The sequence below is a fragment of the Planktothrix sp. PCC 11201 genome, from assembly GCF_900009135.1.
Classification (GTDB): Bacteria; Cyanobacteriota; Cyanobacteriia; order Cyanobacteriales; family Microcoleaceae; genus Planktothrix.
Genome location: NZ_LT797686.1, coordinates 22,031 through 42,500 on the forward strand (window position 1 = coordinate 22,031; position 20,470 = coordinate 42,500).

Below are 20,470 nucleotides of genomic sequence, written 5' to 3' on the forward strand. Positions count from 1 at the left end.
GGGAAATTCATGGTTTTAATAGTGGCTACAGTGCTATTGGCTTTTCCTGTTCCCTCCTGGGCGACAAACAATCCAGCCCATCTGTTTTTTAGTCATAGTTTGCTACAGGGACGAGATTTTTCTAATCAGTCTTTACCTGCGGCTGAATTCGCTAATTCCAATATGGAGTTAGCTAAATTTGATCATTCAGATTTAGAAGGTGCTATTTTTAGTAAAGGGATTCTAACGAAAGCCAGCTTAAAACAAGCAAATTTAACTTATGCAATGTTAGATCAAGCTGATTTTACCGAAGCTGATTTAAGTGATGCGGTATTAGTTGAAGCATTATTTTTAGGATCAACCTTTCGTCATACAAAAATTACGGGTGCTGATTTTAGCGATGCCATACTAGATCGAGAACAAATTCGACAATTGTGTGAAGTTGCCAGTGGGGTAAACTCAACTACTGGGGTAGCAACTCGTTCCTCTTTGGGATGTCGATAAACCTGATAAAACCCAGGGAAATAATCCTATTGTGATTAAGAATTTTTGGGTTATTTCCCCTAATTTCAAACTCAATATAAACTCACTGTATTTTGATATAATCAATAATAATTTCTCCTGTTAAAGAAATTTTACTCAACTCAAAATTACAGTTTAACTAAACTAATTTAGTCGCTTTAATCATGTGATAGGCAATTAATAATTGGGTTAAAGCTAGGGGATAACTTTGTATGATTTCTCCGGTTGTACCCGCTAAAATTCCCAAATTTTGATTACCTCCAGAACTACAGAAATTTTTCAAACTTGGTAATTCATTACAAAGCATCATTTCTAATGCGTTGACTTGTTCTAGGGTGGCGTGACTATCAATTTCTAGGACATCTACTGGTTTACCCATATCTCGATCTAATCCCAGACGCACAGTTTCAATATGATGACCACTTTGTTGATCTAAAATTTCACTAAAATCTGGATGGGGAATGGTCGGACGCAAAACTAAACGCACGTTCAAATTAATTCCATTTTCATCACCATCTGGATGATAAAAGGTAACAACTACATCGGCTGATTTTCGTTGAGGACGAATAAATGCTTCTGAGTCAGGTTCTCTTTGTTTTAAGGCAAGAATTACATCTTCTTCGCTGTAACCCCGTTTCATTGTATCTCGTTTAATTTTCCATTGAGATCGTAGGGATTCAGGAGGAGCTAAATAGACTTTAACATCATAATTATCCCGAATTCCACGGGTAGAATAACCCAGTAAACCTTCCACGATTACAAACCGATTGGGTTTAATATATTCAGGAGGTTCAAAAGTTCCATGATGATGATTATAAATCGGTTTTAGAATCGGTTGTCCTGTTCTTAATAAAGTTAGATGTTGCTGCATAATATCCAGATAGTTACAATCTGGATTTAAAGCCGTGATATCCATTTCGGCACGTTGTTTACGATCATAACGATGATAGTCGTCAGTACAAATTACCGTTACATTTTCTTCACCCAAGACTTGAGCAATTCCTCGTGTCAAGGTTGTTTTTCCGGCGGCACTGTCTCCAACAATACCTAAAATAATCGGGCGATGTGTCATCTCAAACCTCATGCAAAAATTGACGGCAGAAACTCGACTCAAAGTTTTAAACTACTTCCCAAAAAATGGGAATTAATATAAATTAGACTCATACTAACATGATAGATGCGACTTGATAAAATCGGGTGTCTTGATTTCTCTATATTTTCTCAGGGGATATTTCTGGTGATGAGCCTAGGTCAACGGTCAGTGAAGATCGCAAAGAAGCATTAAAAGTTGACCCATATCCAACCTGACTTTTCAGTAATTTTAAATCCCCTCCCATCATTTTGCAAAAATGACGACTAATGGCTAAACCTAATCCCGTCCCTCCGTATCTGCGGGCTGTTGAATTATCCGCTTGAATAAAAGCCTCAAAAACATATTTTTGTTGCTCTTCAGGAATCCCAATCCCCGTATCTTGAATACAAAAATTAATCTGATAATGTTGTAAAGAATTAGAAGTTAAATTTCCGGGATTTAAAGAATCTAAAGGGGGATCAATTACTTCACGGGTTATAGTTAATGTAATTTGACCTTGCTGTGTAAATTTTGCCGCATTGCTAAGTAAATTAAATAAAACTTGCCTCACCTTTGTTGAGTCAGAATAAATAAGATTTAAACCAGGATCGTAATTGAGAATTAAAACATTATCATTCTGATTAACTAAGGGTTTAACCGTAGAAACAACACTTTCAATTAAATCTTTTAGATCAAAAGTTTCTAAATACAATTCCATGCGTCCGGCTTCAATTTTTGATAAATCCAAAATATCATTAATTAAAGACAGTAAATGTTTCCCTGCTGTATTGATCATTTCTAAATCCGTGACGAATTCATCCTGACCTAAATCTTTTGCGTCTTCAGCCAGCATTTCACTATAGCCTAAAATAGCGTTTAAAGGTGTTCTTAACTCATGACTCATATTAGCTAAGAATTGGCTTTTTGCCAGGTTAGCAGATTCGGCTGAATTCTTTGATTGTTCTAACTGCTGAGTGCGTTGGTCAACTTGTTCAATTAAGTAGTTAACTGAGTTAGCTAAGGAATAGATTTCATGAATATTAGTCTGGGAAGAAACTCGAAGATTATAGTTAGACTCCTGGGCAACTTGTTCCGCTACTTGCTGTGTCAAACTTAAAGGCTGAGTAATTGAATGGGTGGTTTTTATAGCTGTGAGTACAGAAATCAAAACTGATAAAAATGCACTAATTACAATAATTAAATTTTGTAAATTTCGAGCATTTTTCATCGAAATTTCACTCATTTTTTCCTGTTTTTGAGCTTCTTTTAACCAATCTTTTAGCTGATTATTTAGCTTTTCCAAAGTTTGAATAGATTGCTGATTAGATAATAATTTTAATGATTCATAAACTCCTTGATTTTTTGAATTTTCCGATAAATTAGGTGAAATTTGTTTTAAGGTATTAACGGTTTTAACATAAGTTTTTAAACTATCTTTATAGGTTATGAAAAATGATTTTACAACCGTTGGTTTCGCCACTAACCAGCTGGGATTTTGATCGATAAAATCTTCAATTTGAACCACAAGCTGTTCAATTTCAGTTAAGTTATGGCGGATATTTTTTTGCTCCTGATTCCAAATTTTAGCCTGATCTGCAGAAGATATTAAGTGATAACTTTGCAATTGTATATTGAGAACTGCTGTATTAAAGTGATTGAAAAGTTGTGCTTGTCGGTGAGCATCAGATAATTGGTAGTAGGCTTGTTTTTGGTAAATATCCGCCAGTAGTAATCCCGTAATTGAACCGATAAAACCAATAGCAATGGCTAAAAAATAGCCATACCCAATTTTTTGATAAATAAACCAACGATACCCCGAATGCTTATTCCATCGAAAGGGATTATGTTGTCTGATATAATCCTTGAAAGAATTGGCTACAAAGATTTTAGTATCTTGGTTCGTTGCGTTAGATTTTAAGTCTTCAGATGGCATCAGCCTATACTCCCATTCCCTCCCATGTTACGTTTGACTAAAGAACATTTTCTTGGTTCATCTTGTTAAACCTTAACCCTTAGATTTTCAAGTCATATAACCTTATCTGGGTTTGACAGAACCCATTTTGAGTTTAGGGTTTGACCCCCTAACTACAATTGTGACATGGGTTTGTTATTGTTACTACTGTTCTCAGTCATTAAATATAGCAACCGTCAAGGTAGTTAGGACAATTTAGAAGCTGTCATCCAGCCAGAAAGCAGCGAATCCATATCCTAAGTGTGATGGCAACTGCTTTAATTCAATAAAAATGTGAAAAACCCTCCAGATTTTACTGAAGGGTGATAAGACAGCAATATTAAATACTTTAGTGGGTTTAAAAATCAGTAGCGGTTTTCCCGAACCCGACGGGAGCAATTTTTTTGGCAAACCGACCCCTGGCTGTCACCATCATTAACCTCAGCCACAAAAAATGGTAACTACTATCCAAGGGCAGCAACAGGTTGCAGTAAGGCTGCTTTGAGTAATTCCGCCTTATCGGTTTTCTCCCAGGGTAAATCTAAGTCTATCCGACCTAAATGACCATAAGCAGCCAAATCTTGAAAGAAACGACCCTTCCGCAGACCGGGTAATTTTTGTAAATTAAACTCTTGAATCATTCCCGCCGGACGCAATTCAAAGTTGGCTTGTACAGCTTCAAGCAATTTGTTTTCATCCACCTTAGATGTTCCAAAGGTTTCAATCAAAATGCTCACGGGTCGAGCCACCCCAATTGCATAGCTCAACTGAACTTCACACTTATCCGCTAACCCCGCAGCCACAATATTTTTCGCCACATAACGGCAAGCGTAAGCCGCGCTGCGGTCTACTTTCGTGGGATCTTTCCCTGAAAACGCCCCACCACCATGACGGGAATAGCCACCATAGGTATCGACAATAATTTTGCGACCCGTTAACCCAGAGTCCCCTTGAGGGCCACCAATTACAAATTTACCCGTTGGGTTCACCAAAAAGCGAGTTTGGTCATCGGGTTTGACGGCAATATCCTCAAATACAGGTTGAACAACAGCAGACCAGAGATCGGCTTTGATTTTTTCTTGTACTGCCGCTGCATCGGTAATATCCCCAATCGTCTCGGTATGTTGAGTCGAGACTAGAATAGTATCAATTCCCACGGGACGATCATCTTCATAGATCACGGTCACTTGGGTTTTACCATCAGGACGTAAATAGGGGAGTGTCCCGTTTTTCCGTACCGCTGCCAATTGCCGAGCAATCCGATGGGCTAAACTGATCGGCATGGGCATCAGTTCTGGGGTTTCATTGCAGGCAAAACCGAACATAATCCCCTGATCCCCGGCACCAATCGCATCAAGTTCTTGGTCGCTTAACAGTTCTCTGGCTTCGTGGGCTTGGTTTACCCCCTGGGCAATATCGGGAGACTGTTTATCTAGGGCAATTAGAACGGAGCAGCTACTTGCAGAAAAGCCGTTATCTGCATCAACATAACCAATTTCCGCAATTTTTTTCCGAGCTAAATCAATATAGTTAATTTGCGCGTTGGTGGTAATTTCACCCGTGATCAATACTAAACCCGTATTGACAACCACTTCCGCGGCCACACGGCTTTTAGGATCTTGAGTTAATAAGGCATCTAAAATCGTATCGGAAATTTGATCGCAGATTTTATCGGGATGGCCTTCAGTCACGGATTCAGACGTAAACAGGTAACGGCGAGACAATAATCATTCCTCCTTGTATTCGAGTGAGATTGATTCAGTAGAACCGGATTGAAATTACACTACTACAGCATCATCTCTTAATTCTCATCAAATCCGCAAGTTCACTTTCACCGATCAGACGGATTCTATTATAGAAAGTTGCGACGATCAGCAATTATACAGGGGTTATTCCCAATTTACTGAAAATTATGGGTTTAAAGCCCCGCCCTTGAGCCGAGTGGAGGGCGGCTTTGGTAGCCAGATTGTCAATGTTAAAACTCAAATTGTTTTAAGAATCCCCGTCGCCATATTCGCCCAGAGTATCAAATACGGGCAATAGCGGCTATCTTAGTCAGCTTATTTGTGTTGAGTCCATCTAGTTCATTAAGATCTAGCCAACCCTCTTTAACCAAACTGGCAAAAATAAAAATTAGTCCTGAATATTCATAATCATATTTGCCATCTATATTGTGTCTTCTAGCACTTAAAAAGTCGTGCAAACGCCAGATATCATCAATTTCTACAATCGCACTTGATTGTTTACGAACTTCGTCTATCAAAGCCTTTATTTCTCGTTTATAAGCCATATCAAAGGCAGCTTTAGCTACTTCTTTTTCTGCTTCAGACCATTCAATCTCATTTACTTGCATCATTACTAAAGTTAAAAGGTTTATTAATCAGAACTTACACAAGCATAATTAGGCTTATGTTTATTAAATCGCACCAACATGGAAAATAAAAACTATTGATTATCTTCCCTTTTAAACCACAGGTTAAAATACACTATTTATTAAAAAATAGACTCTAAAAAACCCACACAATTAGGGTTTTGTCTGGGTGGCAACGGGTTTAAACCCGTTGCTATATTAAATTAGATTCGTTTATTAATTAACGAACTAAATTTAACAACTCTTTAGGTGATGCTAACAAGTCAATTGCCACAAAGAAAATTTTATTTTCAGGACTTAGCAAAAATCTCCAAGCCATATTCATGCCCACACCAGCACCAAACCAAGGAGTTTGCACTTTACCAGTTACTTTGATTTGGGTATAACCACCATCTGCGGGTTCTGTTACGCCTCGCTCTGGAATCAACTTGAGATTCTGACACTCTTCTCGGAAAAATCGAAGAACAGCATCTTTCCCCACAATTGGTTTCTGAAAAGGAGGTTGAAGCGCGCCATCGGGGGTGAATAACTCAATCAGCACCTCAAAGTCATTGGCGTTCATGTTATTCATGTAGTTGAGAACCGTGGGATTATCAACGCCTTCGATAGTAACTTGAGTCCGTTGTGCCATATCTTTAGGAACAACCACAGGTTCAGAAACTCTCTGAAAACTATCAGACTTACTTGTATCAAATCCCATGTCAACAACGCAATTGCGTAAAACAGTGATTTGTTGACCTGATTCTAGTGCTTGAATTGCTTGCAGTACAGAAGCTGCATTAGCTGATAGCTTATATCCTGATGGAATTGGAGCGACAATTCCTTGAGCCATCCATTCCCCAAGCTGATACCAAAAACCTAGCTTAATGTTGGCAGTCCAACTACCGTAAGCCCGTGAAATTGGTGTATCGGTTCGGTTTGCCAAATCACACATGACCTGTGTTTGTTCTTGGAAAGACATTTGCCGAATTTGATTCATCGTTATTTCAGCAAACTGCATATTAGCCGCGCCTAAAGCAGCAACGGTAATTGTTTTACCCATTTCCAGGTAAGCAAACCAGATTAATGCCAGTTGATCTTCAGCATTAAGTTGATTGAAGCGGGCGATGGTAGCGGGTACTACGTCAGCAGTTAAAGTATTTGGAAAAATCCCACGGGCTGAATCGACTGTAAATGACATAAAGTAAATTCCAGACTAAAATTTGGACAAAAACCAATTCTGAGTTTCAAAACAGGGGATGAACTTTAACAGAACATGATCTTAAAATTGCTCATGTTTTGACTATAGCACACAAATCTTAAAGAAAGTACAAAAATCTTTACATAAATTTTCAGACAACATTACGATCTTTGCGAAAAGTAGTCGCAAAATTAGGGTTAGATCCTAGTCGAGTGGGTAGAGGCGTTTTGATATCGCCGTTAAAAGTCCAATTGTTTTAAGAATCCCCGAATACTCCTGGGAATGTCAAGCTCTTAATTTTCAATTGATCCCAATCGGAGATCACCACCGTCGCCCGATTTAGGTGTTTAGGGTTGGATTGGTTCCAAAAAACCCCGACACAACCCGCAGCCCCAGCCCCGAGCGCCATATCAATATCTCCTTGAGCATCCCCGACCATTAAAGTATGGGCGGGATCAACCCCAAGGGCTTGACAAGCATTCAGGAATAAAATCGGATCGGGTTTTGTCGGGCCGCCATCTACCCCCTGATGAAATTTAATATAGGGTTCTAGCTGATGGTGGGTGACAAATTTTTGGACTTCAGCCGTTGGAGCCGCCGACACAATGCCTAGCTTTAACCCTGCATCGGATAGGGATTTGAGGGTTTCTAAACCCCCGACAAATAAGGTCGAAGGGGGGCTAGATTTCAAATATTGATCCGCATCGGCAAAAGCACGATGGGCAATATTGACCGACTCTAACCATCCTCGTCCAGTTTCCGCAATATAGGCCGCCGCCGCAATTTCATTTTCCCGTCGGCTACCCACGGCCATTAATCCTGTAGGGTCAAGGGTATCTCCTTGAACACCAAACGCCATTAATAAAGGTTCTCCGACGCCTGGAATTTGAGCATCAATTAAACGCGATCGCTTTTGAGCTAAATTTCTCAAGAAATCCGCAGAATCCTCTAAGGTTCCATCCTTATCGAAAATAACCGCTTCAATATTCTTAAAGGTAATATTCTGAACTTCTAGGGTAACCAACCTCAAAAACTCCTGATTCAATTTTTAATAGGATTTCTAATTTGTTTATGATAAAAAAAAAGAGGGATAATCCCCCTTTTTGTCTTGATGGGTTGAAACCTATACTCCGTCAGCCACAGGTTCAACATCTTCTTCAATCGCAGAAGGAATATCTTCTTCAATCGCAGAAGGAATATCTTCCTCAATCGCAGAAGGAATATCAGCTTCATCGAGTTCCGTTGAAACTTCTTCCGTCGTGGCTCCCTGGCCTGCCGCCAAAAGTTTTTCACGGAATTTGGCTGCCATTTCCTCGGCTTTCTCATAAACAAGCTGAGGGTTTTTAACCATAGCTCCTGGTTCGGGTTCCAGTTGTTTTGTCGAAAGGGAAATCCGACCTCGATCTGCATCTAGGTCAATAATCATGACTTTAACTTCATCATTGACATTGAAAACACTATGGGGTGTGTCAATGTGATCGTGAGAAATCTCTGAAATGTGGAGCAGACCACTCACGCCACCAATATCAATAAACGCCCCGTAAGGTTTAATTCCTCTAACGGTTCCTGTTACCACTTCACCCACTTCTAAGCGGTTCATCTTCCGCTCAACTAAAGCCCGACGATGGCTTAAGACAAGACGATTGCGATCCTCATCAACCTCTAGGAATTTTAAGGGTAATTCTTCAGCAACGAGTTCTTCTTTAGGTTTGCGCGTACTAATATGGGAGCCTGGAATAAAGCCCCGCAATCCTTCAATCCGAACCAAAGCGCCGCCTCGGTTTGTGGCAAAGACTTGAGAACGGACGGTAGCATCTTCGGCTTGCAGTTGGCGAACACGCTCCCAAGCCCGCATATACTCAATGCGACGAATGGAAAGAGTTAATTGCCCATCTTCGTTTTCATCGGTGAGGATGAAAAACTCACGGGTCTCATTAGACTGTAATACTTCATCAGGACTTTCCACCCGATTAATTGACATTTCTTGTAGTGGAATGTATGCTGCGGTCTTAGCGCCAATGTCAATCAGAGCGCCCCTTGGCTCCAGACTAAAAACTGTCCCCGCCACTACGTCACCGGGACTAAAGTGATAGTCGTATTTATCGAGTAAGGCGGCAAAATCTTCGTGGGTGAAGCCCACATCTTTTGGTTTTGTTTTCTGATTGATCATGCGAGTTTTATCCTAAAGTTGCTCCTATTAAATGGTTGTTTTGCAGTAAGCGCTCTTGTTTTTGATCATGACCGATAGGGTCAATATTTCGCTTTTTCGATCAAAACTACTGCTGACTCGACATCGTTAGTACCACTGAATACCTGTCCAAGACAGAAAAAACGAGCATTACCACGTCCAGTCAATTTTACACTCCCACTCTTACATCGCGATTGACGCAAAAGGAGAGTCTTGTTTCAAAGGGTCTGTCTAGTCTTAGATCATCTCTGCCCTAAAAACCGCATCCAGATTCTTTTACACAAGCATTTGTCTAAAGCCCACTGACTGTCCGACAGCAGACCCAAAAACCTTAACTATACTCCGACTTCTCGTTTATCAATTGTGTCGCCCCTGTGATCAGGTATTTATATTTCGGCTGGACATTTTTTGAATACCGAGAATCGCTAATCTTGCCGATCTTGGCACAGTTTGGTAGATTAGCTTTCCTATCCTATCATTTTTTTTCGATTTTGGATCATTTTTTAGGTCGCAACGCACCTGCCGTTAAGTCGATCAACTGCAACGGGAGTCAGGAAAGCTCCGACCGAAACAAAATTAGTGCTGATCTCTAGGTCATTAACTGGATATCAGACGAATGCCGATACTTCTTCGTTAACTTTTGTTTTTTTGTTTTGATATGTAGGCAATATATATAATACCGTCCCTGAGTTATAGCATAAACTAGAGACTGTTAGCAAACTAACGACAGGTGATTGATCTTAATGTTGAGATCCGAGTAGGGATGCAGAACACAGAGAAGCGGAGGCATCCATTGATGAATTCTCACAGGCACAGACAGAATCTTCTTCTGCAACGAGTTCTAACTCTTGAGCATGATCATTACCCGTTTCAAAGTGATTCAAAGCTTCTGCAAAGTCTCGAATCCCTTGAAATTGTCGATAAACCGAAGCAAATCGGACATAAGCCACTTCACTCAAGGATTTAAGTCGGTGCAAAACCAATTCTCCAATTTCCTGGGTGGGAATTTCTCGTTGGGAACGTTGTTGCAGTTCCGCTTCAATTTCATCAATAATTGATTCTAAATCCGTAGCAGAAAGTCCTGTTTTTTCACAAGCTCGAACCATTCCTCGCAATAACTTGGAACGGTCAAAGGACTCCCGTTTTCCATCCCGCTTCATCACCGTAATCGGAACAAATTCAATCCGTTCATAGGTGGTGAAGCGATGCTGACACTGAAGACATTCTCGCCGTCGCCGAATGCTTTTACCCGATTCAGCAGCACGGGACTCAAGAACTCGACTATTCGTATATTGGCAAACTGGACACTGCATAATTAACGTCCTTTGAGCGGTTGTTTCACTGAACAGTTGTTTTCCGATCAGCGATTACAAAGCACAGCCTTTAACTCTTTAACATTCCAATACCGAGTTATGGGTACTCAGGGTTTTTATTTAAACTGATGAACACCCGAATCCCTGGGAAAAATTTAGGGGTATCTGGTTTCCCCCTGTGTAAAAAGCATTAAACCAACCTTAAACCCCATAACTCAGTATTGGAGTGGACGAAGATGCTCTAATTTAGTTATTTACCAATCCGAGGCGGTTCCCGGAAGGCAATTGCAAAAAAGAGAACTCCCAAAGCCAATGTCAAAACTAAGATGTAAGCAACACTTTCCATGTCAATTTTCCCTAAACCTATTGTTTTATAACAGTCTACCATTGAGAGAGTGAACTACCCACTGGATTTAAACCCACATTACCAGTTTTAGAACTTAGAAAAAAATGATCAACTTCGATCAATCAATTCCACATAAAGAAAGAGTTGGAAACTTCATGAATTAAAGTTCCAACTCTGTTGAAAATTAGGGTTTACAAAAATACCCCACAAGCTCGAACTAGAAATATCCTAGACGGTCTTTTTAACACGAGTGGTTTTGTCACCCACTTTCTGGAATAGACCCCACTCCACTTGTTCTTCGAGATCGGCTTCTACCCCAGCAAACACATCCCGGAAGATCGTCCGAGAACCGTGCCAAATATGACCAAAGAAGAACAATAATGCAAAGCAAGCGTGAGCGTAGGTGAACCAGCCCCGGGTACTCGTCCGAAACACACCGTCCGATCCCAAGGTTTCCCGATCAAACTCGAAGGGTTCCCCTTGTTGGGCTAAACGAGCGTATTTCTTGACGGTAGGCGAATCCTTAAAGGTTTTGCCATCTAAGTCGCCACCATAGAAACTAACCGTTACCCCAGCTTGTTCAAAGCTGTAGCGAGATTCAGCCCGACGGAAGGGAATATCAGCCCGAATCACACCGTCTTTATCCGTGAGAACCACGGGGAAGGTTTCAAAGAAGTTAGGAAGACGACGAACGGATAATTCCCGTCCTTCAGAATCTTTGAATACGGGATGACCCAACCAAGCTTTCGCAATACCATCGCCGTTATTCATCGGGCCGACCCGGAATAAACCGCCTTTAGCGGGGCTATTGCCCACATAGTCATAGAAGGCAAGTTTTTCAGGAATTTTTTCCCAAGCTTGAGCGTAGCTATCCCCACGGGCAACACTAGACTGTACCCGGCGTTGAATTTCCTGTTGGAAATAACCACTATCCCATTGATATCGGGTAGGGCCAAACAGTTCAATGGGGGTAGCAGCAGAACCGTACCACATGGTTCCCGCCACGACAAAAGCCGAGAAGAACACGGCGGCAATACTACTGGATAAGACGGTTTCAATGTTCCCCATCCGCAGGGCTTTGTATAACCTTTGGGGCGGACGAACAGACAGATGGAACAGACCCGCAATAATCCCCACAACTCCAGCTGCAATATGGTGAGCCACAATTCCCCCCGCATTGAACGGGTTAAATCCTTCTGGCCCCCAAGCGGGTGCAACGGGTTGAATACTGCCTGTAATGCCGTAGGGATCGGATACCCACATTCCCGGGCCAAATAAACCCGTTAAGTGGAATGCTCCGAAACCAAAGCAAAGCAGACCAGATAAAAACAGGTGAATCCCAAACATTTTGGGCAAATCCAAAGCGGGTTCGCCTGTTCGGGGGTCGGTAAACAGTTCCAAATCCCAAAAGACCCAATGCCACACGGCAGCGAGGAACAGTAAACCAGACAGAATGATATGAGTAGCTGCTACTCCTTCAAAAGACCAAATCCCCGGGTTAGTTACTGCTTCTCCGGTGAGGCTCCAGCCTCCCCAAGATTGAGTGACTCCTAAGCGGGCCATGAAGGGCATGACGAACATCCCTTGACGCCACATCGGGTTGAGGACGGGATCAGAAGGATCATAAATTGCGAGTTCATAAAGGGCCATAGATCCAGCCCAACCTGCCACCAAAGCGGTGTGCATCAGGTGTACAGAAATCAACCGTCCCGGATCATTGAGAACGACTGTGTGTACACGATACCAGGGTAGTCCCATTGACTACGCTCCTTCTAGTTGATAATGGTTACTTTTTTTTGACAATCCCCGCTCTAAAGAGACGAGGATTCTTAATTGAGCGACTGACCTTTAAGCACTATGTCCTTGTGGCAGTTCTTAAACCTCCTAACCGTACTACTGTACTAATTACAAAGTCTAAGTCACAGCTACCCCAGAGGGTCTATCTCTACTCATCTTACTACGATACAAGCCTAGAGTTCGGGCCTGTGTCGCCCTACTAAATTAATTGAACCAAATTATTTATTTTCTGGTATAGAGAATTAAGTTGATTCTCTAGTTGTTTTAAGAGTTTTTGCTCCTCTTTGTCCAGTGCTTTTTGACATTTTCATGTCTAAAGGGACTGAGATTTTCAAGAGAGCAGTAATTTTGACATCCTCACCGTCCTAAAAGTGCGGCGATTCCTAAACCTCACGATTTAGGTTTCTGCTTCTTTGCAACTGCCTCCACCCTCAAAAAGTCTTGGTCTTACGTTCGCTCCACAGACTATCCCCGCAAGTCCTGCGGTTCTTAGTGACCATCTATATTCTAATATGAAAGATGTCCAGGAAGTTAGGGGTTTTAGACCCAATTTTTCGATAATATCACGAACGCTGACTACAATTAATCCCACACGGACTATAGACTATAGGCTTTGGTTGGTTTGACATTCAGTTGTAGCACTGGCTAAACGTTCTAGGACTTGTTCCGCCGTAATTAAGCGGGTGAGAACCACTTGACCAATGGTGTTGGAGGAGTCGGTAATTGTGGCGATGTCTGGCCTAACTTCTAACATCAAGACAGAATCTTCCACCCGATACAGCCACATCTTTTCTTGTTGATTCTGATCCCAAAGACACAGATCCATTCTTTGAATTTCTGGTGGACGGCGACGCAGAGCTTGATCCCACAGACCCCCTACTCCCCAGACTCGTCCAATTGTCCATCCATCGGTTAAAAAAAAGTATTTCACAGACTTCCTTAAACGAACTGACTTTGGTTCCGATTTTTTAGAATACCGCGAAAAGATATATCGTTCTCAATTCAGGGGTAAAATTTTCCTAGGTCAAGATCTTAGATCGGTAGATGCCGAATCAATCAAACAGTTTTTCTGTTTTGACGTTTTTAGTTTGAGGCTGATATTTTTTCTACTAAATTGACAGCTTCAAATATCTCTGTAAGAATTTAATTAACTATTTACTTATTTTAATCATGAAAAATTCCTATTATTTAGTTCGGTTATACCAATTGTCGGGTTCTGCAACTATGATGTCCTATTTTTTGAAGTTTGTTAATCATCAAGTTCCAAATCAAAGTTTATCTCGGTTAATCTTCCTGGTTTCGATTTTATTATCAACCACAGGATTAATATTAATTGATAGTATCGGAGCTTTATCTCAAGAACATCCGGGTTGTTTTCTAAAAACAAAAGCTGGACAGGTTATATCTTTAAATGAAGTTTGTGTTTTTCCGCAAATCGATCCAAAAACTGCGGTCTCTCCCCTGTCAACACCGGGGGTTCATCAGGCCAAAATTATTAGAAGACAAGGTGGAATTCCTGTCATACAAGTAATTTTTAATGATCAAATTCCTTTTGAAATGTTGGTAGATACTGGAGCAAGTGGCACGGTTATTACTTCTGCGATGGCGGAACTCCTAGGGGTGATTCCCATCGGGCGAGGTAAAGCGGATACACCTAGTCAAAAGGGAGTTGAATTTGAAATAGGTTCAATTCAGACTCTTAATGTTGCTGGAGCTATCAAAAATAATCTGACCGTTGCGATCGCTCCAGCTTTGGATGTGGGTTTACTGGGTCAAAATTTCTTGAGTGGATATGATGTGACTATTAAGGAAGACGTTGTTGAATTTCGATCCAGAACTTAATCTATTAGTCATCAGTTATTAGTCATTAATTAATAGTCATTAATTAATAGTTGTCAGTGGCAGAAATAGCCGTCAACTTCTAAACAGTTAACTGATGACTGTTAACTGTTTGCTAATTATTCAGGAAATCTAAATAGGTTTTACTTAATTCCTTGACAGCTAATTCATAAAATTGTTGACCATGTTCCGGGGTAGCTAAGGCGGGGTTAGATCCCATCCGACCATCGGGATAGTGTTGGCGAAAATCCTCTGAGCCATAGATAGGATATCCAGAAGCCACTTCTGGTGTCAGGAAACCCTGTTTAATCGAATCAGGATAAACATATTGTGTCAGAGCTACTTCGCTGGGCGTGGCGTGGGAACCTTCTTGATCGCCATAGAGTTCTTTTGCTAATTTATAAACTGAGCCACACATAAACCAATTGCCGATTTGACATTTGACTTGATGGGCTTTGGGTATATTAATATCAGCTAAATTGCTATAGGTTTCAGAAAAAGCTGCTTTCAGGGTAGCAATATTTCCCCCATGTCCGTTAATAAAAAAGTAGTGAGTGAACCCAACTTTAGATAAACTTGTGATATAATCATTGATTACCTGAATTAAAGTTGTCGGTCGCAGACTGATAGTACCTGGAAAAGCCGTGTGGTGTAATGCCATGCCAACATTGATAGTCGGGCTAACTAAGGCATTGGTTGCTTCTCCTACTCCCTTGGCGATTGCTTCGGCGCAAATCGCATCAGTGCCGATCAATCCGGTTGGCCCATGTTGTTCTGTGGAACCAATAGGAATGATAATACCGCCGGAGTGGGTTAGGTAAACTTCTACTTCTTGCCATGTACTCAGATGTAGTAACATTATGTTATGTTAAGTTAAGTTAAACAACTTTAAAATTTCAGATTTGCTCTTATTGTATCTGAGTCGTCTGTTCACCAAATAAAAACAAAAGTTAAACCGATTATATAAATTGACCCCTTGGTAACCCAAAAGACGACCCGTTCAAAATTTTGATTTGATTAGAATAATTTAACCATAAGATTACCCTGGCTTTACCTTGTGTTAACCTTCTCCTAATACTATGAAGCTGTCGACCATATTCAGATTTCCAACAACCAGGCAAATTGAGCGTGAACAATGCTTAAAAACCTAGAACCGAGGCTAAATCAGGATGAGTCTAGCGACCCCCCAACAAAATCGGGGGTTGGATTTCCCTTCGCAGTCCGATATCGGTCGTCTCTATGTGAAGGGATTCGTAACGGAGAACATAATTACGTTGGATGGTTGACACTGGACTAACTCCTCAGAATGTCGAGTTGCTCGTGGCGACAATAGCCAGTTTCAACAACTTATACTCATCCAACCCACAAAAAATTTTTTATGTTTTCTCCTGAATTAAGCAAGAGTCCTTACCGTTCTGATGTAAGACAAAATGGCCATATCTTACTTTTGGAAAACGAACAGCCTTGGCGAGAAATGCTTTCCCTAGCTCTGGAAGAACAGGGTTATCGGGTTACGGTGACATCTGATGGGCGGGATGCCCTCCCCTCAATCCAAAACCATAATTATCCCGTCGGTGATTTTCCATTTAACCTTTTAATTATGGACTCGATCAACGGTTTAGATCTGTGTCGTATGTTACGACATCAGGGAAATTCCGTAGCCATTTTAATTATTGGGTTGCGGGAGAGCGCGAATAATTCGGCTTTTTATTTAGAAGCAGGAGCCGACGACTATTTAACTAAACCCTTTGGAATGCGGGAGTTTATGGCGCGTTGTCGGGCTTTAATGCGACGAAGACGCTATTGTCAACTGCCAGAGCCAGTCATGCTGCAATATAAAGAAGTAATTTTGTATCAAGAAGAATGTCGGGTTCTGGTTCGTGGTCAAGAGGTGAAACTATCTCCTAAACAGTTTCGTTTACTAGAGTTATTTCTGAGTTATCCGCGGCGAGTTTGGTCACGGGAACAATTATTAGACATAATTTGGGGACAAGATTTCATCGGGGATAGCAAAACTGTTGATGTTCATATTCGCTGGTTACGCGAAAACCTAGAATTAGATCCTAGCAAACCCGAATATGTGATTACTGTTCGGGGGTTTGGCTATCGATTTGGATAAAGTTGGATGAATTTTTAGACCGTTTAATTTTCCTGATCAATATATTTTGAATATATCCCCTAACCCTCTATACTCTGAGTATAGAGGGAATGTTTTTTGATGTTAAATATATACTCTTTAAACAAAGGCAAAAATCGCTATAGGGTTTAAAAGCAGGGGTATTGATCAAAATTAAATAGCCCTAATCTCAATAAGTCAGTAAACAAAATTAATTACATAACTATAAAATAATAATTTATAATAAAAATCGAATTTATGATCCAGATCTCTCAATGGTGGCGAGGAAAGTTTCTCAAATTATTAGATTAAGCTAGATATAACACTTTTGTAGTTTGTTTTTTGTCGCTATCCACCCAGCGCCCCTATCAGGCAGGATGTCGTACTTCCCACTGCGATTGAGTTAAATCGGGAAAAAACCTGTCCTGACCCCCAGTTTTAACAGATCATATTACTTTAAGGGCGAACGATGGGACTCGAACCCACGAGTGGAGGAACCACAATCCTCTGCCTTAACCACTTGGCTACGCTCGCCGTACAATTTTTAAATTTAGCACAGGATCAGAAAAATGGCTAGGGGGTTGAGCAAAAAAAATAAAATTTGCTGATCCTAAGCTGACCAAGAGCCACATCAAGAGGCTTCCTGATCAGAAAAAACCCCCAATAAAGCATACCGAGCGATCACCAAACAAGTTCTGGCTTGTTCAATCTCGGATAACTCAGACCAACTCGCTCCTTCCAGGATAGTCGAATTCGATCCTGCTCCATCCGGTTCTGCTCCTCGCATCGCATAAGCAAAAGGACGGGCTAAAACCTGCAAATCATCTTCTGGCCATTCGGGTAATAGTTCCTGAACACACTCAACTAATTGATCAGCTAGGGACAAACTTTGGGAAGAAACCTGTTCAGTAATACGGGTGACCACTTGTACCAAACGATTTAACAACTCATCAGGTATTTTTTCTGCAAAGCGTTTTAATAAAGATGTTTGTAAATGGGTCGCTGACCACAATTGATTAATTTGGCTCATTAACCGTTGAGAGCTTTGCGCCAGTTCCGCTTCAGTAAACACCGCCACAATAGAATTCCCCGCCTCCTGCTCTACAAAATAGGCTTCAGCCTCTATTGTATAAGGATTCCAGGGATATAGTAGATCATGGGGAAATAGATCATTGAGTAAATCCCATTCCGCTTGAATTTCTGGATTGTTAGCATCGTTAATCATAACCGTGGCCTTGATTGATCAAAATATCCGTTAGTTTAGCTTCAATTTTGCCCCCGAGAAATAGAGCATCATCTGCTAAACCTATATATAAGTCCAACACCGATCACCTATTCATCGAAGCCTTTGTCTCAAACGGCTTCTCCCTCAGCAATCAACGCAAAATTGATATCTGCTTCCCCCAGCTACAGTAACACCTATAAAAATTCCGTAAGCCACCAAAAACCCGTAAAAAACCCAATTAGGGATTTATCTTTGACTAATCTCCAGGGAAAAGAGGCTCAAACGCCTAAATAGCAAGGGTATGCAAAGTCGAAAAAAAAATTCCCAAAAAGGGTTGACATCTTGAGAAAAGACTGATAGATTTATAAAAGTGTCGAAAAACAAAGACACACCGAACCTGGACAACTAAAGAGTTTGAAAGCCAAGTTAAAACATTCTTAATCTCGTTATTAAAGAATTGATTCTTAATCAGGGAGTTTAACACAAACTTTCTGAAAAAGCAAAAAATTCTAAAACTTTGAGAAACAAGTTTTAGAGCCAAAACAACAGATTCTTCAAAATGGAGAGTTTGATCCTGGCTCAGGATGAACGCTGGCGGTCTGCTTAACACATGCAAGTCGAACGGAATCCCTCGGGATTTAGTGGCGGACGGGTGAGTAACACGTAAGAACCTGCCTCTAGGACGGGGACAACAGTTGGAAACGACTGCTAAACCCGGATGAGCCGAAAGGTAAAAGATTTATCGCCTAGAGAGGGGCTTGCGTCTGATTAGCTAGTTGGTAAGGTAAAGGCTTACCAAGGCGACGATCAGTAGCTGGTCTGAGAGGATGATCAGCCACACTGGGACTGAGACACGGCCCAGACTCCTACGGGAGGCAGCAGTGGGGAATTTTCCGCAATGGGCGAAAGCCTGACGGAGCAAGACCGCGTGGGGGAGGAAGGTTCTTGGATTGTCAACCCCTTTTCTCAGGGAAGAACTCAATGACGGTACCTGAGGAAAAAGCATCGGCTAACTCCGTGCCAGCAGCCGCGGTAATACGGGGGATGCAAGCGTTATCCGGAATGATTGGGCGTAAAGAGTCCGTAGGTAGTCAATCAAGTCTGCTGTTAAAGAGCGAGGCTTAACTTCGTAAAGGCAGTGGAAACTGTAAGACTAGAGTGTAGTAGGGGCAGAGGGAATTCCTGGTGTAGCGGTGAAATGCGTAGAGATCAGGAAGAACACCGGTGGCGAAGGCGCTCTGCTGGGCTATAACTGACACTGAGGGACGAAAGCTAGGGGAGCGAATGGGATTAGATACCCCAGTAGTCCTAGCGGTAAACGATGGAAACTAGGTGTGGCCTGTATCGACCCGGGCCGTGCCGAAGCTAACGCGTTAAGTTTCCCGCCTGGGGAGTACGCACGCAAGTGTGAAACTCAAAGGAATTGACGGGGGCCCGCACAAGCGGTGGAGTATGTGGTTTAATTCGATGCAACGCGAAGAACCTTACCAGGACTTGACATCTCTGGAATCCTGCTGAAAGGTGGGAGTGCCGAAAGGAACCAGAAGACAGGTGCTGCATGGCTGTCGTCAGCTCGTGTCGTGAGATGTTGGGTTAAGTCCCGCAACGAGCGCAACCCTCGTCGTTAGTTGCCATCATTAAGTTGGGAACTCTAGCGAGACTGCCGGTGACAAACCGGAGGAAGGTGAGGATGACGTCAAGTCAGCATGGCCCTTACGTCCTGGGCGACACACGTACTACAATGCGAGGGACAGAGAGCAGCCAACCCGCGAGGGAGAGCGAACCTCTTAAACCCTGGCACAGTTCAGATTGCAGGCTGCAACTCGCCTGCATGAAGGAGGAATCGCTAGTAATCGCAGGTCAGCATACTGCGGTGAATCCGTTCCCGGGCCTTGTACACACCGCCCGTCACACCATGGAAGTGAGCCACGCCCGAAGTCATTACTCTAACCCGTAAGGGGGGAGGGTGCCGAAGGCGGGGTTGATGACTGGGGTGAAGTCGTAACAAGGTAGCCGTACCGGAAGGTGTGGCTGGATCACCTCCTTTTAGGGAGACCTACTTTTGAGTTGAGTGTTGAATCCAACAAATATAGCACCCTCAAAAGTCATCCCAGGTCGTTACGAGAAGAATGAAAAACAAACAGACGCTTTCAAACTCCGAAGTCCGGTTCCAAACCTAGGACAATTCAGCACCTAGCTTCTCTGAAAAGAAGCCAGAATGCTGGACTACCAAGTCCAGACAGAACCTTGAAAATTGCAGAGAAACAAAAACTGGCAGTAGTTCGTAGTTGGAACTTCCAGCCGAGGGAAAGGAAACTAACCCCAGGTTGAGAGAACTAATCACAAAAGAACAGAAAATCTCGAAAAAAGAGAAAGTGGTCAAGATAGAAAGGGCTGACGGTGGAAACCTTGGCACACAGAGGCGAAGAAGGACGTGGCGACCGACGATAAACTCCGGGGAGCTGGAAGCGAGCAATGAGCCGGAGGTGTCCGAATGGGGCAACCCAAAAACAGCCCACCGAATCAAATAAGTGGGCATGAGCGAACCGGGCGAACTGAAACATCTTAGTA

16 protein-coding genes, 1 tRNA gene and 2 rRNA genes (1 of these 19 only partly in view) are annotated in these 20,470 nt (G+C 42.0%); 5 read left to right on the forward strand and 14 right to left on the reverse strand.

The features are described 5' to 3' along the window. The first annotated feature begins 9 nt into the window (after positions 1–9). Positions 10–483, forward strand: a complete 474-nt coding sequence (locus PL11201_RS00885; protein WP_234996585.1) for a pentapeptide repeat-containing protein — start codon at positions 10–12, stop codon at positions 481–483. Positions 484–640: 157 nt separating this feature from the next. Here the strand turns inward: PL11201_RS00885 and PL11201_RS00890 are convergent, their stop codons facing one another. The 11 genes from PL11201_RS00890 to PL11201_RS00940 form a co-directional block, all read right to left on the reverse strand. Beyond that, on the reverse strand, positions 641–1,573 hold the full coding sequence (locus PL11201_RS00890; protein ID WP_079676772.1) for a phosphoribulokinase: 933 nt from the start codon (positions 1,571–1,573) through the stop codon (positions 641–643). Positions 1,574–1,712: 139 nt separating this feature from the next. Next, positions 1,713–3,506, reverse strand: coding sequence for a sensor histidine kinase (locus PL11201_RS00895; protein WP_079676774.1), 1,794 nt, complete (start codon positions 3,504–3,506; stop codon positions 1,713–1,715). A gap of 482 nt (positions 3,507–3,988) precedes the next feature. Further along, entirely contained in the window at positions 3,989–5,248 is a 1,260-nt protein-coding gene (metK, locus tag PL11201_RS00900; RefSeq protein ID WP_079676775.1) for a methionine adenosyltransferase, read from the reverse strand. Between the two features lie 302 nt (positions 5,249–5,550). Further along, a complete protein-coding gene (locus tag PL11201_RS00905; protein ID WP_079676776.1) occupies positions 5,551–5,880 on the reverse strand; it encodes a hypothetical protein in 330 nt (109 codons plus the stop codon). 235 nt (positions 5,881–6,115) lie between these two features. After that, the gene (locus tag PL11201_RS00910) at positions 6,116–7,075 is read right to left on the reverse strand and encodes an orange carotenoid-binding protein (protein WP_079676778.1); all 960 of its coding nucleotides are present in this window, start codon (positions 7,073–7,075) and stop codon (positions 6,116–6,118) included. A gap of 256 nt (positions 7,076–7,331) precedes the next feature. After that, positions 7,332–8,099, reverse strand: coding sequence for an HAD family hydrolase (locus PL11201_RS00915; RefSeq protein ID WP_079676779.1), 768 nt, complete (start codon positions 8,097–8,099; stop codon positions 7,332–7,334). Positions 8,100–8,198: 99 nt separating this feature from the next. Beyond that, positions 8,199–9,245: a 30S ribosomal protein S1 gene (locus tag PL11201_RS00920; RefSeq protein WP_079676780.1), complete on the reverse strand. Its 1,047-nt coding sequence runs from the start codon at positions 9,243–9,245 to the stop codon at positions 8,199–8,201. Positions 9,246–10,003: 758 nt separating this feature from the next. Next, positions 10,004–10,576: a transcriptional regulator NrdR gene (gene nrdR / locus PL11201_RS00925; protein WP_079676781.1), complete on the reverse strand. Its 573-nt coding sequence runs from the start codon at positions 10,574–10,576 to the stop codon at positions 10,004–10,006. Between the two features lie 250 nt (positions 10,577–10,826). Further along, entirely contained in the window at positions 10,827–10,922 is a 96-nt protein-coding gene (locus PL11201_RS00930; RefSeq protein ID WP_006619121.1) for a photosystem II reaction center protein T, read from the reverse strand. A gap of 228 nt (positions 10,923–11,150) precedes the next feature. Beyond that, positions 11,151–12,680: a photosystem II chlorophyll-binding protein CP47 gene (gene psbB / locus PL11201_RS00935; protein ID WP_079676782.1), complete on the reverse strand. Its 1,530-nt coding sequence runs from the start codon at positions 12,678–12,680 to the stop codon at positions 11,151–11,153. A gap of 643 nt (positions 12,681–13,323) precedes the next feature. Continuing rightward, on the reverse strand, positions 13,324–13,650 hold the full coding sequence (locus PL11201_RS00940) for a hypothetical protein (protein WP_079676784.1): 327 nt from the start codon (positions 13,648–13,650) through the stop codon (positions 13,324–13,326). Between the two features lie 239 nt (positions 13,651–13,889). On the opposite strand from PL11201_RS00940, the gene PL11201_RS00945 reads away from it, so the two are divergent. Further along, on the forward strand, positions 13,890–14,561 hold the full coding sequence (locus PL11201_RS00945; RefSeq protein ID WP_234996586.1) for a retropepsin-like aspartic protease family protein: 672 nt from the start codon (positions 13,890–13,892) through the stop codon (positions 14,559–14,561). A gap of 112 nt (positions 14,562–14,673) precedes the next feature. Here PL11201_RS00945 and PL11201_RS00950 read toward each other — a convergent pair whose 3' ends face one another. Continuing rightward, the gene (locus PL11201_RS00950; protein ID WP_079676785.1) at positions 14,674–15,417 is read right to left on the reverse strand and encodes a creatininase family protein; all 744 of its coding nucleotides are present in this window, start codon (positions 15,415–15,417) and stop codon (positions 14,674–14,676) included. 519 nt (positions 15,418–15,936) lie between these two features. Between PL11201_RS00950 and PL11201_RS00955 the strand changes: the two genes are divergently transcribed. Further along, complete coding sequence (locus tag PL11201_RS00955; RefSeq protein WP_079676787.1) at positions 15,937–16,677, forward strand: winged helix-turn-helix domain-containing protein; 741 nt, start codon at positions 15,937–15,939, stop codon at positions 16,675–16,677. A 458-nt stretch (positions 16,678–17,135) separates the two neighbouring features. Here PL11201_RS00955 and PL11201_RS00960 read toward each other — a convergent pair. Both PL11201_RS00960 and PL11201_RS00965 read right to left on the reverse strand, forming a co-directional pair. Next, positions 17,136–17,208, reverse strand: a tRNA-His gene (locus PL11201_RS00960). A 97-nt stretch (positions 17,209–17,305) separates the two neighbouring features. After that, the gene (locus PL11201_RS00965) at positions 17,306–17,899 is read right to left on the reverse strand and encodes a BAR domain-containing protein (RefSeq protein WP_079676788.1); all 594 of its coding nucleotides are present in this window, start codon (positions 17,897–17,899) and stop codon (positions 17,306–17,308) included. 556 nt (positions 17,900–18,455) lie between these two features. On the opposite strand from PL11201_RS00965, the gene PL11201_RS00970 reads away from it, so the two are divergent. Continuing rightward, positions 18,456–19,946: ribosomal RNA gene (locus PL11201_RS00970) — 16S ribosomal RNA — on the forward strand. A gap of 330 nt (positions 19,947–20,276) precedes the next feature. After that, positions 20,277–20,470 (forward strand): 23S ribosomal RNA (locus PL11201_RS00975) (it continues 2,693 nt past the right edge of the window). Together the 16S and 23S rRNA genes form the textbook arrangement of a ribosomal RNA operon.

What these genes read in the sequence shown, in the direction of transcription:
- PL11201_RS00885 (WP_234996585.1), top strand. Translation starts at nt 10, where the DNA reads ATGGTTTTAATAGTGGCTACAGTGCTATTGGCTTTTCCTGTTCCCTCC.
- PL11201_RS00890 (WP_079676772.1), bottom strand. Translation starts at nt 1,573, where the DNA reads ATGACACATCGCCCGATTATTTTAGGTATTGTTGGAGACAGTGCCGCC.
- PL11201_RS00895 (WP_079676774.1), bottom strand. Translation starts at nt 3,506, where the DNA reads ATGCCATCTGAAGACTTAAAATCTAACGCAACGAACCAAGATACTAAA.
- PL11201_RS00905 (WP_079676776.1), bottom strand. Translation starts at nt 5,880, where the DNA reads ATGATGCAAGTAAATGAGATTGAATGGTCTGAAGCAGAAAAAGAAGTA.
- PL11201_RS00910 (WP_079676778.1), bottom strand. Translation starts at nt 7,075, where the DNA reads ATGTCATTTACAGTCGATTCAGCCCGTGGGATTTTTCCAAATACTTTA.
- PL11201_RS00920 (WP_079676780.1), bottom strand. Translation starts at nt 9,245, where the DNA reads ATGATCAATCAGAAAACAAAACCAAAAGATGTGGGCTTCACCCACGAA.
- nrdR (WP_079676781.1), bottom strand. Translation starts at nt 10,576, where the DNA reads ATGCAGTGTCCAGTTTGCCAATATACGAATAGTCGAGTTCTTGAGTCC.
- PL11201_RS00930 (WP_006619121.1), bottom strand. Translation starts at nt 10,922, where the DNA reads ATGGAAAGTGTTGCTTACATCTTAGTTTTGACATTGGCTTTGGGAGTT.
- psbB (WP_079676782.1), bottom strand. Translation starts at nt 12,680, where the DNA reads ATGGGACTACCCTGGTATCGTGTACACACAGTCGTTCTCAATGATCCG.
- PL11201_RS00945 (WP_234996586.1), top strand. Translation starts at nt 13,890, where the DNA reads ATGAAAAATTCCTATTATTTAGTTCGGTTATACCAATTGTCGGGTTCT.
- PL11201_RS00950 (WP_079676785.1), bottom strand. Translation starts at nt 15,417, where the DNA reads ATGTTACTACATCTGAGTACATGGCAAGAAGTAGAAGTTTACCTAACC.
- PL11201_RS00955 (WP_079676787.1), top strand. Translation starts at nt 15,937, where the DNA reads ATGTTTTCTCCTGAATTAAGCAAGAGTCCTTACCGTTCTGATGTAAGA.
- PL11201_RS00965 (WP_079676788.1), bottom strand. Translation starts at nt 17,899, where the DNA reads ATGATTAACGATGCTAACAATCCAGAAATTCAAGCGGAATGGGATTTA.